This window comes from Allobosea psychrotolerans (genome assembly GCF_002917105.1).
Classification (GTDB): Bacteria; Pseudomonadota; Alphaproteobacteria; order Rhizobiales; family Beijerinckiaceae; genus Allobosea; species Allobosea psychrotolerans.
This window is the reverse complement of the sequence record NZ_PQFZ01000007.1, coordinates 95,000-109,121: the sequence shown is the minus strand read 5'-3', so window position 1 is coordinate 109,121 and position 14,122 is coordinate 95,000. Positions and strand designations below refer to the sequence as shown.

At 65.7% G+C, this 14,122-nt stretch carries 13 protein-coding genes and 1 pseudogene; 5 read left to right on the top strand and 9 right to left on the bottom strand.

Features of this window, described 5'->3' with window-relative positions; genetic code table 11:
• Nucleotides 1-62: 62 nt before the first annotated feature.
• Entirely contained in the window at nt 63-443 is a 381-nt protein-coding gene (locus CYD53_RS14065; RefSeq protein WP_103718719.1) for a tautomerase family protein, read from the bottom strand.
• 113 nt (nt 444-556) lie between these two features.
• On the opposite strand from CYD53_RS14065, the gene CYD53_RS14060 reads away from it, so the two are divergent.
• The gene (locus tag CYD53_RS14060; RefSeq protein WP_103718718.1) at nt 557-1,396 is read left to right on the top strand and encodes a LysR family transcriptional regulator; all 840 of its coding nucleotides are present in this window, start codon (nt 557-559) and stop codon (nt 1,394-1,396) included.
• Between the two features lie 37 nt (nt 1,397-1,433).
• Here CYD53_RS14060 and era read toward each other — a convergent pair whose 3' ends face one another.
• The 4 genes from era to CYD53_RS14040 all read right to left on the bottom strand — a co-directional run bounded on the left by era (nt 1,434) and on the right by CYD53_RS14040 (nt 5,246).
• Nucleotides 1,434-2,378 (bottom strand): GTPase Era, encoded by a 945-nt coding sequence (gene era / locus CYD53_RS14055; RefSeq protein WP_103718717.1) that lies wholly within the window; start codon nt 2,376-2,378, stop codon nt 1,434-1,436.
• The gene (gene rnc, locus CYD53_RS14050) at nt 2,371-3,129 is read right to left on the bottom strand and encodes a ribonuclease III (RefSeq protein WP_245928229.1); all 759 of its coding nucleotides are present in this window, start codon (nt 3,127-3,129) and stop codon (nt 2,371-2,373) included. The genes era and rnc overlap by 8 nt, the downstream gene beginning before the upstream one ends.
• Nucleotides 3,099-3,863 carry a signal peptidase I gene (gene lepB / locus CYD53_RS14045; protein WP_245928245.1) on the bottom strand — a complete coding sequence of 255 codons (765 nt, stop codon included), beginning with the start codon at nt 3,861-3,863 and terminating at the stop codon, nt 3,099-3,101. Before lepB ends, rnc begins: the two co-directional genes overlap by 31 nt.
• Nucleotides 3,864-4,109: 246 nt before the next feature.
• Complete coding sequence (locus CYD53_RS14040) at nt 4,110-5,246, bottom strand: mechanosensitive ion channel family protein (protein ID WP_103718714.1); 1,137 nt, start codon at nt 5,244-5,246, stop codon at nt 4,110-4,112.
• 187 nt (nt 5,247-5,433) lie between these two features.
• Here CYD53_RS14040 and aqpZ point away from each other — a divergent pair, with 187 nt between their 5' ends.
• Nucleotides 5,434-6,126 carry an aquaporin Z gene (aqpZ, locus tag CYD53_RS14035; RefSeq protein ID WP_103718713.1) on the top strand — a complete coding sequence of 231 codons (693 nt, stop codon included), beginning with the start codon at nt 5,434-5,436 and terminating at the stop codon, nt 6,124-6,126.
• Nucleotides 6,127-6,366: 240 nt separating this feature from the next.
• On the opposite strand, the pseudogene CYD53_RS31010 reads toward aqpZ, so the two are convergent.
• From CYD53_RS31010 to CYD53_RS14020, 4 genes and pseudogenes are all read right to left on the bottom strand, one after another.
• Nucleotides 6,367-6,459, bottom strand: a pseudogene (locus CYD53_RS31010) (hypothetical protein); the annotation flags it as partial.
• A 24-nt stretch (nt 6,460-6,483) separates the two neighbouring features.
• Complete coding sequence (gene acpS / locus CYD53_RS14030; RefSeq protein WP_103718712.1) at nt 6,484-6,897, bottom strand: holo-ACP synthase; 414 nt, start codon at nt 6,895-6,897, stop codon at nt 6,484-6,486.
• A 135-nt stretch (nt 6,898-7,032) separates the two neighbouring features.
• On the bottom strand, nt 7,033-8,295 hold the full coding sequence (locus tag CYD53_RS14025; RefSeq protein ID WP_103718711.1) for a 3-phosphoshikimate 1-carboxyvinyltransferase: 1,263 nt from the start codon (nt 8,293-8,295) through the stop codon (nt 7,033-7,035).
• Nucleotides 8,296-8,357: 62 nt separating this feature from the next.
• Nucleotides 8,358-9,110 (bottom strand): pyridoxine 5'-phosphate synthase, encoded by a 753-nt coding sequence (locus tag CYD53_RS14020; protein WP_103718710.1) that lies wholly within the window; start codon nt 9,108-9,110, stop codon nt 8,358-8,360.
• 235 nt (nt 9,111-9,345) lie between these two features.
• Between CYD53_RS14020 and CYD53_RS14015 the strand changes: the two genes are divergently transcribed.
• From CYD53_RS14015 to CYD53_RS14005, 3 genes are all read left to right on the top strand, one after another.
• Nucleotides 9,346-11,055: an ATP-binding protein gene (locus tag CYD53_RS14015; protein ID WP_245928228.1), complete on the top strand. Its 1,710-nt coding sequence runs from the start codon at nt 9,346-9,348 to the stop codon at nt 11,053-11,055.
• A 113-nt stretch (nt 11,056-11,168) separates the two neighbouring features.
• Nucleotides 11,169-11,561 (top strand): DNA-directed RNA polymerase subunit omega, encoded by a 393-nt coding sequence (gene rpoZ, locus CYD53_RS14010; RefSeq protein WP_103718709.1) that lies wholly within the window; start codon nt 11,169-11,171, stop codon nt 11,559-11,561.
• A 286-nt stretch (nt 11,562-11,847) separates the two neighbouring features.
• The gene (locus CYD53_RS14005; protein WP_103718857.1) at nt 11,848-14,073 is read left to right on the top strand and encodes a RelA/SpoT family protein; all 2,226 of its coding nucleotides are present in this window, start codon (nt 11,848-11,850) and stop codon (nt 14,071-14,073) included.
• The last annotated feature ends 49 nt before the right edge of the window (nt 14,074-14,122 follow it).

Sequence of the window (14,122 nt, the reverse complement as noted above, 5' to 3'; positions counted from 1 at the left end):
GAAAAAACCCCGCGCGTCTTTGCGTCGGATCGGGCGTGGTTGCAAGGCGCGCCGCGCTGTCTTCACACATATTGCGCGATGCCGGCTCCGAACGACCAGTTCTCGCGCGCCGTTTCGACCAGGTTGATGAAGATGTCGTCGGGGCGCAGCCCCGGCTCGCGGCGCAGGTTTTCGGCGATTTTGGCGAACAGAGCCTTCTTCTGCGTGACGCCGCGCGAGTTGTTCACGGTGATCTGGATGATCACCAGCGCATCCGAGCGCGCAAAGCCGAAATAATTCGCATTGTAGACGAATTCATCACCCTCATGCTGATGGATCAGGGCGAAGAGATCGTTCTCGGGGACCTCGAAGGTTTCGCGCAAGGCTCGGTAGACGCCGTCGACAATGGCGGAGGGCTCGGGGGCCGGGCGGCCGCGTCTCATGGAAATGCGGATCAGGGGCATGGCGCGGGTTCCTGTGCTGGCGGCGCGGTTGCGCCGTGACAGGACACTAGGCTTGTCGATCAAATCAGAAAACCGTATCATTATGTATTTCAAAGATACGGATTTATGATGATATGAGTCTCGATATCGATGCCGTTGCCGCCTTTCTCGGCGCCGCCGAATTCCGCAGTTTCACCCGCGCGGCGCAAGCGCTCGGCACCACGCAATCCCTTGTCAGCGTCCGGGTGAAGCGCCTGGAGGAGATGCTGGGCCGCCTTTTGCTGCAGCGGCATCCGCGCCTGGTGCGGTTGACCGCCGAGGGCGAGCGCTTCCTGCCGGCCGCCCGCGAGCTGATGGCGGCGCATGAGCGGGCGCGCGAGGCCTTCTCGGATGCGCGCGAGCGTATCGCGATCGGCATCAGCGAGCAGGCGGTCGGCCCCGATGTGCCGACCCTGCTCGCCAGGCTTGCCGGCCATGATCCGCGCTGGTTGATCAGCCTGCGCATCGAGGCCTCGGCCGTAATGGAGGACGCTTTCGAGCGCGGCGAGCTCGATGTCGTGGTGCTGCGCCGCTTCGGCCCGGGCCGGACGGGGGAGGTGCTGCGGCGCGACACCTTCGGCTGGTTCGCCGCGCCCACATTGAGGCGCCAGCTGGGCGAGCCCTTGCCGGTCGTCTCGCTGATGGCGGAATGCGGCTTGCGGCGGCACGGGACCGAGGTGCTCGACCGTGCCGGCATCGCCTGGCGCGAGGCTTTCATCGGCGGCGGGATGGCGGCTGTGTTCGCCGCCGTCATGGGCGGGCTCGGCGTATCGCCCCTGGCCGCGCGGATCGCGCCGCAAGGCGCGGTCGATGTCGGGCCGCTGTGGGGGCTGCCCGAACTCGGCGGTTCCGAGGTGATCCTGCGCAGCAACGTCGCGACGCCGAAGGGGCACGCCTTCGTCAGGGAGCTGGCGGCGGCCTTTCGCGGGCGGTAAACGATCCAATCGGATCGGAAACGGCTCTTGGAAAACCTCAGCCCTTGGGAAACTCCAGCCCCATCTCGCGATAGCGCTCCGGGTCGTCGCTCCAGTTCTCGCGCACCTTCACGAACAGGAAGAGATGCACCTTGGCCTCGGCGGCTTCGGAAATCTCGACGCGCGCCTTCTGGCCGATCGCCTTGATGGTCTGGCCGCCTTCGCCGAGCACGATCTTCCGCTGGCCCTCGCGCTCGACATAGATCGTCTGCTCGATGCGCACAGAACCGTCGGGCCTCTGCTGCCAGCTCTCGGTCTCGACCGTGGAGCGATAGGGCAGTTCGTCATGCAGCCGCTCGAAGATCTTCTCGCGCGTGATTTCGGCGGCGAGGAAGCGCAAGGGCGCATCCGAGATCTGGTCTTCCGGGTAGAGCCAGGGGCCGAGCGGCAGCCGCGTTTCCAACCAGGCCAGGACGTCCTTGACGCCGTAGCCGGTCAGCGCCGCGATCATGAAGGTGGCCTCGAACCGGCCCTGCTCGTTCACCTGGGTGGTGATCTGGAGCAGCTTTTCCTTCGCCACCAGGTCGATCTTGTTGAGGATCAGGAACTTCGGCTGTTTCAGCTCGGCGAGCTTCTCCAGCAGGCGGGTGTTCTCCTCATTGTCGAAGCGCTCGACATCGATCAGCACGCCGATCAGGTCGGCATCGGTCGCGCCGCCCCAGGCGCTCGTCACCATGGCGCGGTCGAGCCGGCGCTTGGGTGCGAAGATGCCGGGCGTGTCGACGAAGATTATCTGCGCGACGCCCGACAGCGCGATGCCGCGCACCTGCGTGCGCGTCGTCTGCACCTTGCGCGAGACGATCGAGACCTTTGCGCCGACGAGCTGGTTGAGCAGCGTCGACTTGCCGGCATTGGGCGCGCCGATCAGCGCGACGAACCCGCAGCGCGTGGGCCGAGTCTCTTGGAGAGATTTCTCCTGGGGGGATGGTCCCACCTCAGCCATTGTCGCTCTCCATGGTTTCGCTCCAGAGGCCTTCGCGCCTCAGGAAGGCCTCTGCCGCCGCCTGCTCGGCCAGCCGCTTGGACGGGCCCTGCGCTTCGGCGTCGTCCAGGCCGGTGATGCGTACGGCGACGCGGAAGACGGGGGCGTGGTCCGGTCCCGTGCGGCCGCGTTCGCTATAGGTCGGCGTCGGGTAGCCCTGGCCCTGCGCCCATTCCTGCAGCGCCGTCTTGGCGTCGCGCAAGGGGCGCACCGGCTTCAGCAGGCGTTCGCCGAAGGCGCGCTCGACGAGGCCGCGCGCCGCCTCGTAGCCGCCATCGATGAACACCGCTCCGATGATCGCCTCGCAGGCATCGGCGAGGATCGCCTTGTTCTTGCGCGCTCCGCCGAGGATCTCACCGTCGCCGAGCCGCATGAACTGGCCCAGATCCCAGGCCAGCGCCACCTCGGCGCAGGTCTCCTTGCGCACGAGATCGGCCAGCCGGCGCGACATGTCGCCTTCCTCAGCGAGAGGATAACGCCGAAACAGCATGTCGGCTACGCTCAGGCCCAGCACGCGGTCGCCGAGGAACTCCAGGCGCTGATAGCTGCCCAGGCGCGGCCCGTCGGCGCTCATATGGGTCAGCGCCGTGGTCAGCAGGGCGCGATCGGCGAAGACGTGGCCGAGCGCCGTCTCCAGCTTCGCCAGGTCCGGCGTCTTGCGCCCGCCTTCTCCCGGCTTGCTCACTTGATCGCGCTGAACAGGCGGTTCCACCGAACCGTCCAGGGCCATTCCCAGACGCGCCAGGCCGAGGCGCCGTCCTCGATCGAGAAGAAGATGATCTCGGCGCGGCCGACGAAGTTCTCGAAAGGCACGAAGCCGACGCTGCGGTCGCGCGAGTCGAGCGAATTGTCGCGGTTGTCGCCCATCATGAAGAAATGCCCCGGCGGCACCAGGAAGACGGGGGTGTTGTCGAAGGTGCCGGTGTCGCCCTCGCGCTCGATGATCTCGTGGCTGACCCCGTTGGGCAAGGTCTCGCGATACTGGATGACCGGTGTGCTGCGGCCCCAATTATCGGTGGTGACGTAGTCGGCAATGCGCTCGCGCTTCACCGGCACATTGTTGATGTGCAGAATGCCGTTGATCATCTGGATGCGGTCGCCCGGCAGGCCGATGACGCGCTTGATATAGTCGGTGGAATTGTCGCTCGGCAGCTTGAACACGGCGATGTCGCCGCGCTTGGGCTCGGCTGCCCAGACGCGTCCGTCGAACAGCGGCGGGCTGAACGGAACCGAATGCTTGGAGTAGCCATAGGTATATTTCGAGACGAACAGGTAGTCGCCGATCAGCAAGGTCGGGATCAACGAGCCCGACGGAATGTTGAAGGGCTGGAACAGCAGCGTGCGGATGACGAGCGCGATCAGCAGCGCCTGGACGACGACCTTGATCGTCTCGAGAACGCCGCCTTCCTCCTTGGCGCCCTTGTCTCGGGCCGCTTTGCTCTTGATGTCGGCGTCGTTGGCCACGCGGGCGCTCCTGGTTCGGCTTGCAATGCGCGGTCTAGCGGAATGTTGCGCTGCGGACAACGGCGGCCACCAGGGCTCTGCAAGTCGGCAAGATCACGTCGCATTCGGACGGAACGTCCGAATGCGAAAAACGTGATCGATTCTAAAAGTCTAGAGCATTGCTCCCACGAAAAACCGGTACCCACTTTTTCGCGCAATGCTCTAGTGCGCATTGAGAGCCAATAACGGCTATTCGGCGGCGTGCCTCGCGATTGCTGCATTGGCGGGACCAGTTGGTTCGCTCGATCTGGTCTCGGCGCGCAGGCGCGGCAGCGAGCGGGGATGCTCGCGCTGCAGGAAGGCGATCAGCTTCTCGCGCACCTCGCAGCGCAGATCGAAAGCGCGTGGCGAGGTGCCGGCGCTGACGAGGATGCGGACCTCCATCGTCGATTGCCGGAAGTCCGTCACCTGCACATTGACCACGCGCCGGTCCCACAGCTTCGAGCCGTTGGCGATCTCCTCGACCTTGGCGCGCAGCACGTCGATCGGCGTCTCATAGTCGAGATAGAGCATCACGGTGCCGATCAGTGCGGCATTGTCGCGCGTCCAGTTCTGGAACGGCTTCTCGATGAAATAGCTCAGCGGCAGGATCATCCGGCGCCAGTCCCAGAGCCGCATGACGACATAGGTCGAGGTGATCTCTTCGACATTGCCCCATTCGCCCTCGACCAGCAGCGCATCGTCGATGCGGATCGGCTGCGTCACGGCGAGCTGGATGCCGGCGAAGATGTTCTTCAGGACGGGTTGCAGCGCCAGGCCGACGACGATGCCGGCAGCGCCCGCCGAGGCGAGCAGGCTGACCCCGTATTGCCTGACGCCGTCGAAGGTCATCAGCGCGGCCGAGAGCGCCACGATCACGATCGCGATGTCGCCGACACGCTGGAGGATGCGGGTCTGCGTCACATGCTTGCGCGCCAGGAGATTGTCGTCGGCATCGAGCTTGAAGCGGCGCAGATAGACCGTCGTCCAGACATGCAGCGCGGTCTTGGCGATCCAGCCCACCAGCGCCACGAAGCAGACCAGCAGGACCTGGCGGATCAGGACCGCCTGCCCCTCGCTTAGCGGGGAGACGCTCGCGGCAAAGCCGAGCGCGACCGTGATCACGGCGAAACGTGTTGGTCCATGCGTGCGCGAGACGAGGGAGCGCCAGAACAGGTCCATCCCGCTGACGAGCCGCGTCACGATGGCGAATGCGGTCCTATGCGCCAGCAGGGCAAGGGCCACCGCAAGGGCGAAGGCGCCCAGGCTGATCAGCCAGGGCGGCAGAAGCGAAAGCGGCATGCTGAGCCAAGTCGCGGCCTGGCTCCAAGGCGCTGCTTGGTTCATTGTCGCGGCTAGGTCCATTCACCCCCCTGCGAAGCGGCAAATTGCGGGTCGGCTCTTGCTGCAACGCAGCACGGCTGAGGAAGTTCAATCTCTGCGCTGGAAGCAGGACAACGCTATGGCTGCGTCGATTGACCGCACCAACCCCAGGATGCAGCATGCCGTGGATTGATTCTCGGGGGGAAATGCCATGAACACGAAGAAATACGTCGCCGAGGCGATAGGCACTTTCTGGCTGACATTCGCGGGCTGCGGCAGCGCCGTCATCGCCGCCGGATTTCCACAGGTCGGCATCGGGCTGCTCGGTGTCTCGCTGGCCTTCGGCCTCACGGTCGTCACCATGGCCTATGCCGTCGGCCACATCTCCGGCGGCCATTTCAACCCCGCTGTCACGGTCGGGCTCGCGGCTGGCGGGCGTTTCCCGGCAAGCCAGATTCCGCCCTATGTCATAGCCCAGGTCATCGGCGCGATCGCGGCGGCAGCCCTTCTCTACGTGATCGCCAGCGGCGCGCCGGGCTTCGATCTCTCGAAGGGCTTTGCCTCGAACGGCTATGGCGACCACTCGCCCGGCAAATACAGCCTGGTCGCGGCTCTGGTGGCGGAATTCGTGCTGACGGCGGTCTTCCTCTTCGTGATCTTCGGCGCGACCAGCAAGCAGGCCCCCGCCGGTTTCGCCCCGCTCGCGATCGGCCTGGCGCTGACGCTGATCCATCTGGTCAGCATCCCGGTGACCAACACCTCGGTGAACCCGGCGCGCAGCACGGGGCCGGCCCTGTTCGTCGGCGGATGGGCCTTGTCCCAGCTGTGGCTGTTCTGGGTCGCTCCGATCCTCGGCGGCGCCTTCGGCGGCATCCTCTATCGCTGGCTGAACGACGAGGCGTGAGGAACGGCTGGTCCTGACGCCCCTACAGCATCAGACCGAGTATCGGATCGGTCTGATGCTGTAGGGTTTTGATTCTGCATCGGCTTGTTCCGAAAACCGGTTCCCACTGTTCGGGCCGATGCACTCGGTCACGTCGTATTCGGACGGAACCGTCCGAATACGAAAAACGTGACCGATCCTAAAAGTTGAGCATTGCTCCAGCGAAGAACCGGTACCCACTTTTTCGCTCAATGCTCTGCTTCAGGACCACGCCACCCAGCGGCCGTGGACATCGGCCCGGGCGATCTCGCGTTCCGTGCCGTTGGGCCAGGTGGTCAGCGTCACGGCGGCGCCCTCCTTCCCGCCATCGGCGCCCTTTCAGGCAGAGTTCACGGCCTTCGCACGGGCCTCGATCACCACGAAGGCCTGGGCCATCGGCGGATCGTCGGTCAGCGAGACATGGATGACCGCCTCATGGCCCGGCGGCATCATCGCCAGGAGCCGCTCGGCCGCGCCGCCGGTCAGGCGCAATGTCGGCCGCCCGCCGGGGAGATTGATGACCTCCATGTCGCGCCAGAACACGCCGGCGCGTATCCCGGTTCCAAGCGCCTTGGAGCAGGCTTCCTTCGCGGCGAAGCGGCGCGCATAGGAGGCCGCCCGCGTCGCGCGCCGATCCGATTTCTGGCGCTCGCCCTCGGTGAAGACGCGATGGGTGAAACGCTCGCCGAACCGCGCAAGCGAGTTCTCGATGCGGGTGATGTCGCAGAGGTCGGAGCCGATACCGAGGATCATGTCCCGGATTTAGAGCAGGATGCGAGAAAGGGGAAACCGGTTTTTCGCTTTGATCCGGCTTTCCCTCCTTGGATGAGAGACCGATTCAGATTTAAGATGGGATCACTTCGTGACCCCGTCTGAAATCGTCCGGCCCTAGCCGTCAAAGGTTACGCCGAGCGAACCGAGAGCCTGCCAATAATCGGGATAGGTCTTGGCGACGCAGCCCGCATCCAGAATGGTGATGCCGTGCAGCTTCAATCCGGCCAGGGCAAAGCTCATCGCGATGCGGTGATCGGCATAAGTGTCGATCGATGCCGGCAAGGTCCGCCCGGCCAGTGTCGGATCGGACGCCACGAGCAGGTCGTCGCCCTCTTCGCGGCCGAGGCCGGGCAAGATCCGGGACAGGCCGGCGGCGAGCGCCGCCACCCGGTCGCATTCCTTGACGCGCAGATTGCCGATGCCGGTGAAGCGCACCGGCGTCTCGTTGAAAGCGGCGAGCACCGCCAGCGTCGGCACGGCATCCTGCATCTGCGATCCGTCGATGATCGCGGGCAGGTGTGGGAATTTGGCGATGACGTCATAGGCCCGGGCATCGGGCTGCGTGAAGGCTGCCGCTGTCATTCCGAGGTCTATCGCACCGCCGGTCAGCGCTTCGGCTGCCCAGAGATAGGTTGCCGCCGAGGCATCGGGTTCGATCGCGAAATCCGCCGCGCGGTAGCCGGTCGGCGCGACCCGCCAGCTGGAGGCGCTGGGGCGGTCGATATGCGCGCCGAAGGCCTCCATCGCCGCGAGCGTCAGCTCGATATAGCCGCGTGCGCCGATGTCGTCGCCGGCAAGCACGACATCGACAGGGCCGGAGCCGCAGGCGGCCAGCATCAGCAGCGCGGAGACATACTGGCTGGAAAGGCCGCCATCGATCTCGACGCGACCAGCCTCGAAACCGCCCGTGCCGCGAATCGTGACGGGCGGGCAGCCGGTCTCGGAGGTCGCGTCGATCCCCAGTGAGCGCAGTGCGGTCAGGAGCGGCTTGATCGGCCGCTTGCGCATATGCTCGTCGCCGTCGATCACGACCTGCCCGTCGACCAGGGCCGCGGCCGCTGCCAGAAAACGCGTCGCCGTGCCGGCATTGCCGAGGAAGAGCGGCGCGGCAGGCTCCCGCAACCGGCCGTCTCCGGTCACGGTGAAGCTCGTCTCGTCGGGCTCCGCGATCGTGACCCCCATCGCGCGCAAGGCTTCGGCCATGTAGCGTGTGTCGTCGCTCTTGAGCGCGCCTGTGAGATGGCTGGTCCCCTTCGCCAGGGCGGCCAGCAGCAAGGCGCGATTCGTGATCGACTTCGAACCCGGCGGGGCGACGCGACCGCGCAAGGGATGGCTCGGCGGGATGATCGTGAGGTTCTGCCGGTCCCGGTCGCTCATCGTTTTCGCTTTCTCAATCCCCGAAAGATGTCAGGGCGCTCTGTGTCGCGGCGTCGCGTGGCTCAGATCCCGGCGCGACCCTGGTCCATCGCCTGCCGCATCCGCGCGATCGCCTGTTCGAAGCCGATGAAGATCGCTTCGCCGACGAGGAAATGGCCGATGTTGAATTCGAGGAAGCCGGGCACGCCGGCGAGAATGCGGGCGGTCTCATAGTCGAGCCCATGCCCGGCATGGACTTCGAGCCCGAGCTTTGCGGCAAGGGCAGCCCCCTTGGCGAGGCGCTGGAACTCGGCTTCCGCCTTGGCCGTCTCGCCATCCTGGACGGCATGGCACCAGCTGCCGGTATGCAGCTCGACGACCGGCGCGCCGAGCTCGGCGGCCATCGCGATCGGCGCCTCATCGGCCTCGATGAAGAGCGAGACGCGGCAGCCCGCCGCCTTGAGGCGAGCGATCTGCGGGGTCAGCGCGGCGCGCTGGCCGACAACGTCGAGCCCGCCCTCGGTGGTGCGCTCCTCGCGCTTCTCCGGCACGAGACAGGCCGCATGCGGCTTCAGGCGTTCCGCCAGCGCGACCATCTCGTCGGTCGCCGCCATTTCGAAATTCAACGGCTTGGTCAGCTCTGCCATCAGCCGTTCGATGTCGGCGTCGCGGATATGGCGGCGGTCCTCGCGCAGATGCGCGGTGATCCCGTCGGCTCCGGCGGCAATGGCGAGATGCGCGGCGCGCACCGGATCGGGCAGGGCGCCGCCGCGGGCATTGCGCACCGTCGCAACGTGATCGATGTTCACGCCCAGCCGCAGTCGGTTCGTCGTCATCGCCGTCCCTCGCTCTTATCGCGCGTGCATAGACGCGAGGGGCCTGGGGCTCAAGGCAAGGAATGTGATCGGCGCGGCCAGTTTCGCTGATGAGTCCGATGCCGCTGCTCTTGTTGGCGATTTGGTAACCGCATCCGCAAGCGCAGCTCGCACGCCGTGGCCCGTTAAAGGCAATCGTAAAGGGCCGGGATTACGGTCCAAATCCAATCAGACCAGCGAAAAGGCAGCCGTGGGCGTGCAGTTTGCAGTAAAGACCGCGCAATTCGGAACCGATGTCGTGGCCGACCGGCGCGACGCCAACCAGCCGCCCGATCGCGCGCTGGGCCGCGTCGTGTCCTGCGACGGCTCGCGCGCGACGATCGCGAGCATGGTTTCCGGAGAGAGCGCGGTCGGGCCCGATTCCTGGACGATCGGCAAGATGATCTCGATCAGCCTGGGGCATACCCGCATTGTCGGGCTCGTCTACGAGATGTCGGCGGTCAAGACGGTCTGGGATGAGACCTCCGACAACGCCATTCACGTCCAGGTCGAGCTCTTGGGCGAAGTCTCGGACATCGATGGCGAGGCGCCGCGCTTCCAGAGCGGCATCAGCAGCTACCCGCCGATCGGCGCCATCGCCCATCGCATCCGCGCGGGCGATCTCGCCCTGGTCCACGATCTCGGCGCGCGCTCGGGCGTGTCGATCGGCCATCTGACACAGGATGCGAGCATCCCCGCGACTGTTTGCATCGAGGACATGCTGTCGCGCCATTTCGCCGTCCTCGGCACGACCGGCGTCGGCAAGTCGAGCGCAGTTTCCCTCTTGCTGCGCAAGGCGGTGGCCGCCCGTCCGCGCCTGCGCGTGCTGATCCTCGATCCGCACAACGAATACGCCCATGCCTTTCCCGACAAGGCGCTGACGATCGACAGCGAGGGGCTCGATCTGCCGTTCTGGATGTTCAGGCTGGAAGAGCTCGGCGACGTCGTCTTCCGCGGCCGCCCGCAGCTCGATGAGGAAGCCGACATCCTGCGCGAGGTCATCGCCACCGCGCGCGAACGTTACCGTGCCCCCACCGCACTGGATATCGCGCGAGATCTCGGCACGACGCTGCTCAAGCGCCCGCTCGACATGGGCGGCCCGCGAGACCCGGGGGAGGCGACGGGCAACAGCTTCGACTCGCCGACGCCCTACCGGATGAAGGACGCCTTCGCGGTCATCGACGAACTGATCGGCCTGCATGAATTGCGCTGGCCGCGGGCCTCGCTGCGCTCGCTGAGAGTGCGCCTCGAGGCGCTCCACAAGGATCCGCGCTACCGTTTCATGTTCGCCCGCGCCAACATGATCGAGACCATGGCGCCGATCGTCAGCCAGATCTTCCGCGTGCCGCATCACGGGCGGCCGATCACCGCTTTCCAGCTTGCCGGCTTGCCGTCCGAGGTCGTCAATGCCGTCGCTTCGGTGCTGTCGCGCCTGGCCTTCGACCTCGCGGTGGCGAGCCACGGCGCCTATGAAGTCCTCGTTCTGTGCGAGGAGGCGCATCGCTATGTGCCGTCCGACCCGGCGCTCGGCTTCGCGCCGACACGGCAGGCCATCGCCCGCATCGCCAAGGAAGGCCGCAAATATGGCTGCTATCTCGGCGTCGTGACGCAGCGGCCCGGCGAACTCGATCCGACGATCCTGTCGCAGTGCTCGACGATCTTCGCAATGCGCCTGTCGAACGAGCGCGACCAGCAGATCATCCGCTCGGCGATCTCGGACGCTTCAGCGAGCACGATCAACTTCCTGTCCTCGATCGGCAATCGCGAGGCGATTGCCTTCGGCGAAGGCGTCGCCACGACGATGCGGCTGCGCTTCGCCCAGCTCGACAAGCATGAATTGCCGACGATGGCGGGCGGGCATGCGCTTGGCGCTGATGCGCGCGAGCCCAGCCTCGATGACATGGTCAGGCGGATGCGCGGCGGCTGAGGCGAAAGCCGGACGAGTAGGTGTGAGCAAAATCTTGCAATCGGCGCGCATTGGCTGTATGGCCGGGCCACATCATCTTCCCCTGCATCGCTAAGATCAGAAGGAGCCGCGCCATGGCTCGCGTAACCGTTGAAGACTGCATCGACAAGGTCGACAACCGCTTCGAGCTGGTGCTGCTCGCCAGCCACCGCGCGCGGATGATCCAGTCCGGATCGTCGATCCTGGTTCCCCGCGACAACGACAAGAACCCGGTCGTCGCGCTGCGCGAGATCGCCGACGAGAAGCTGAAGCCCGAGGATCTGAAGGAAGACCTGATCCACTCGCTGCAGAAGCATGTCGAGGTCGACGAGCCCGAGGCCGAGACCGTACCGCTGCTGACGACGTCGGTGCCGAACGCCTCGGCGCCCGATTCCGAGATCCAGTTCGACCGCATGAGCGAGGACGACCTGCTGCGCGGCCTCGACGGGCTCGTGCCGCCGACCGAGAGCGCCGACGACGAGGACTGATCGTCACGCAAAATCTTCATTGCGTTTGCTAAAGCCCGGCCTTGCCGGGCTTTTTCATGCCCGCCACACAGGAATCCGCCTTGCCGCCTTCACCGCCCGCGCCGATATTGATTGATCGAATGAGAAGCAGGCAGGCAGTGTCGCGAGATCACGTCGCATTCGGACGGAAACGTCCGAATGCGAAAACCGTGATCGATTCAAAAAGTTTAGAGCATTGCCCCTGCGAAAAACCGGCACCCACTTTTTCGCGCAATGCTCTAGGCAGATATAGAGGGCCCGCATGGGCATGATGCGGCAATACGAGCTCGTTGACCGGGTCAGGAGCTACAACCCCAATACCGACGAAGACCTGCTCAACCGGGCCTATGTCTACGCCATGCGGGCGCATGGCACGCAGAAACGCGCCTCAGGCGACCCGTTCTTCGCCCATCCGCTGGAAGTCGCAGCCCTCCTGACCGATCTCAAGCTCGACGATGCGACCATCGTCGCGGCCGTCCTGCACGACACGGTCGAGGATACCGCCGCCACGCTCGAAGAGATCGAGAGCATGTTCGGGCCCGATATCCGCCGGCTGGTGGACGGGTTGACCAAGATCAAGAAGCTCGACCTCGTCTCCAAGAAGGCGGCGCAGGGCGAGAATTTCCGCAAGCTCCTGCTCGCCATCGTCGATGATGTCCGCGTGCTGCTGGTCAAGCTCGCCGACCGGCTCCACAACATGCGCACCTTGCACTTCGTCGCGCCCGAGAAGCGCCTGCGCATCGCCGAGGAAACCGCCGAGATCTATGCTCCGCTTGCCGGGCGCATGGGCATGCAGGAGCTGCGCGAGGAGCTCGAGGAGCTGGCTTTCCGCCACATCAAGCCCGAGGCGCACGCCACCGTCACCAAGCGGCTGGAGGAGGTGACCGAGCGCGAGGGCAAGGTCATCGGCATCATCGAGAAGGATCTGAAGGAGAAGCTCGCCGCGCGCGGCATCCAGGCGCAGGTCTCAGGGCGGCGCAAGCGACCCTATTCGATCTGGAAGAAGATGGAGCGCAAATCCGTCTCCTTCGAGCAGCTCTCCGACATTTTCGGCTTTCGCGTGATCGTGGATTCGCCGGAGGATTGCTACCGCGTGCTCGGCATCGTGCACATGACCTGGCCGATGGTGCCCGGCCGCTACAAGGACTACATCTCGACACCCAAGCAGAACGATTACCGCTCGATCCACACCACCGTGGTCGGGCCGGGCCATAGCCGCGTCGAACTGCAGATCCGCACCGACACCATGGATCGCATCGCCGAATTCGGCATCGCCGCGCATGCGCATTACAAGGACGGCCGCACCACCGAATTGACCCAGTTCGCCGATGAGAGCCGGGCCTATCAATGGCTCCGGCGCACGGTCGATCTGCTGGCCGAGGGCGACAGCCCGGAGGAGTTCCTCGAGCACACGAAGCTTGAGCTCTTCCACGACCAGGTCTTCTGCTTCACGCCCAAGGGCCGCCTGATCGCTTTGCCGCGCGGCGCGACGCCGATCGATTTCGCCTATGCCGTCCACACCGATGTCGGCAACAGCGCGGTCGGGGCCAAGATCAATGGCCGCATCGCTCCGCTCCTGACCGAGCTGCAGAATGGCGACGAGGTCGAGATCACCCGCGCCGAGGGGCAGGCGCCGCCGGCTGCCTGGGAATCGCTCGTCGTGACCGGCAAGGCCCGCGCCGCCATCCGCCGTGCCACGCGCGCGGCCGTGCGTCGGCAATATGCCGGGCTTGGGCGCCAGATCCTGGAGCGTGCTTTCACCCGCGCCGAGCGGCCGTTCTCCGACGACAAGCTGAAAGCCTCGCTGAAGCGGCTTGCCCGCACCGCGGTCGATGATGTGCTGGCGGCCGTCGGGCGCGGCGAAATGTATTCCGGCGATGTGGTCAAGGCGGTCTATCCCGATCTCGAGCTCGAAAAGCGCGGCGCGCCCGAGGCGAAATCGGCCGGCGCGACCACTGGCAACGGCAAGGGCTGGTTCGAGCTGCGCAAGGGCGACAACCTCAAATTCAAGCTGCCGGGCGAGACGCCCGACGCCGACAGCACCGCCATCCCGATCCGTGGGCTCGGCGGCGACCTGCCGGTGCGTTTCGCGCCCGATGGCGGCGCCGTGCCGGGAGACCGCATCGTCGGCATCCTGACGCCGGGCGAGGGGGTGACGATCTACCCGATCCAGTCGACCGCGCTCGCGGCCTTCGACAACGAGCCCGAGCGCTGGCTCGATGTGCGCTGGGATCTCGACGACAAGGCGCCGCAGCGCTTTCCGGCCCGCATCAAGCTGAACTCGATCAACGAGCCGGGCTCGCTCGCCCAGATCACCACGACGATCGCCGAGCATGACGGCAATATCGACGCGGTCTCGATGGTGCGTCCGAACCCGGACTTCACCGATGTGACGATCGACCTGACGGTCTGGGACCTGAAGCATCTCAGCGCCATCATCAGCGAATTGCGCGAGAAGCGCGTGATCAGCCGGGTCGAGCGCGTGGTGGGCTAGGGTGGGGAGGCTCTGTCCCGGGCCTCGATTCGCCAAGTCTCATTACGCC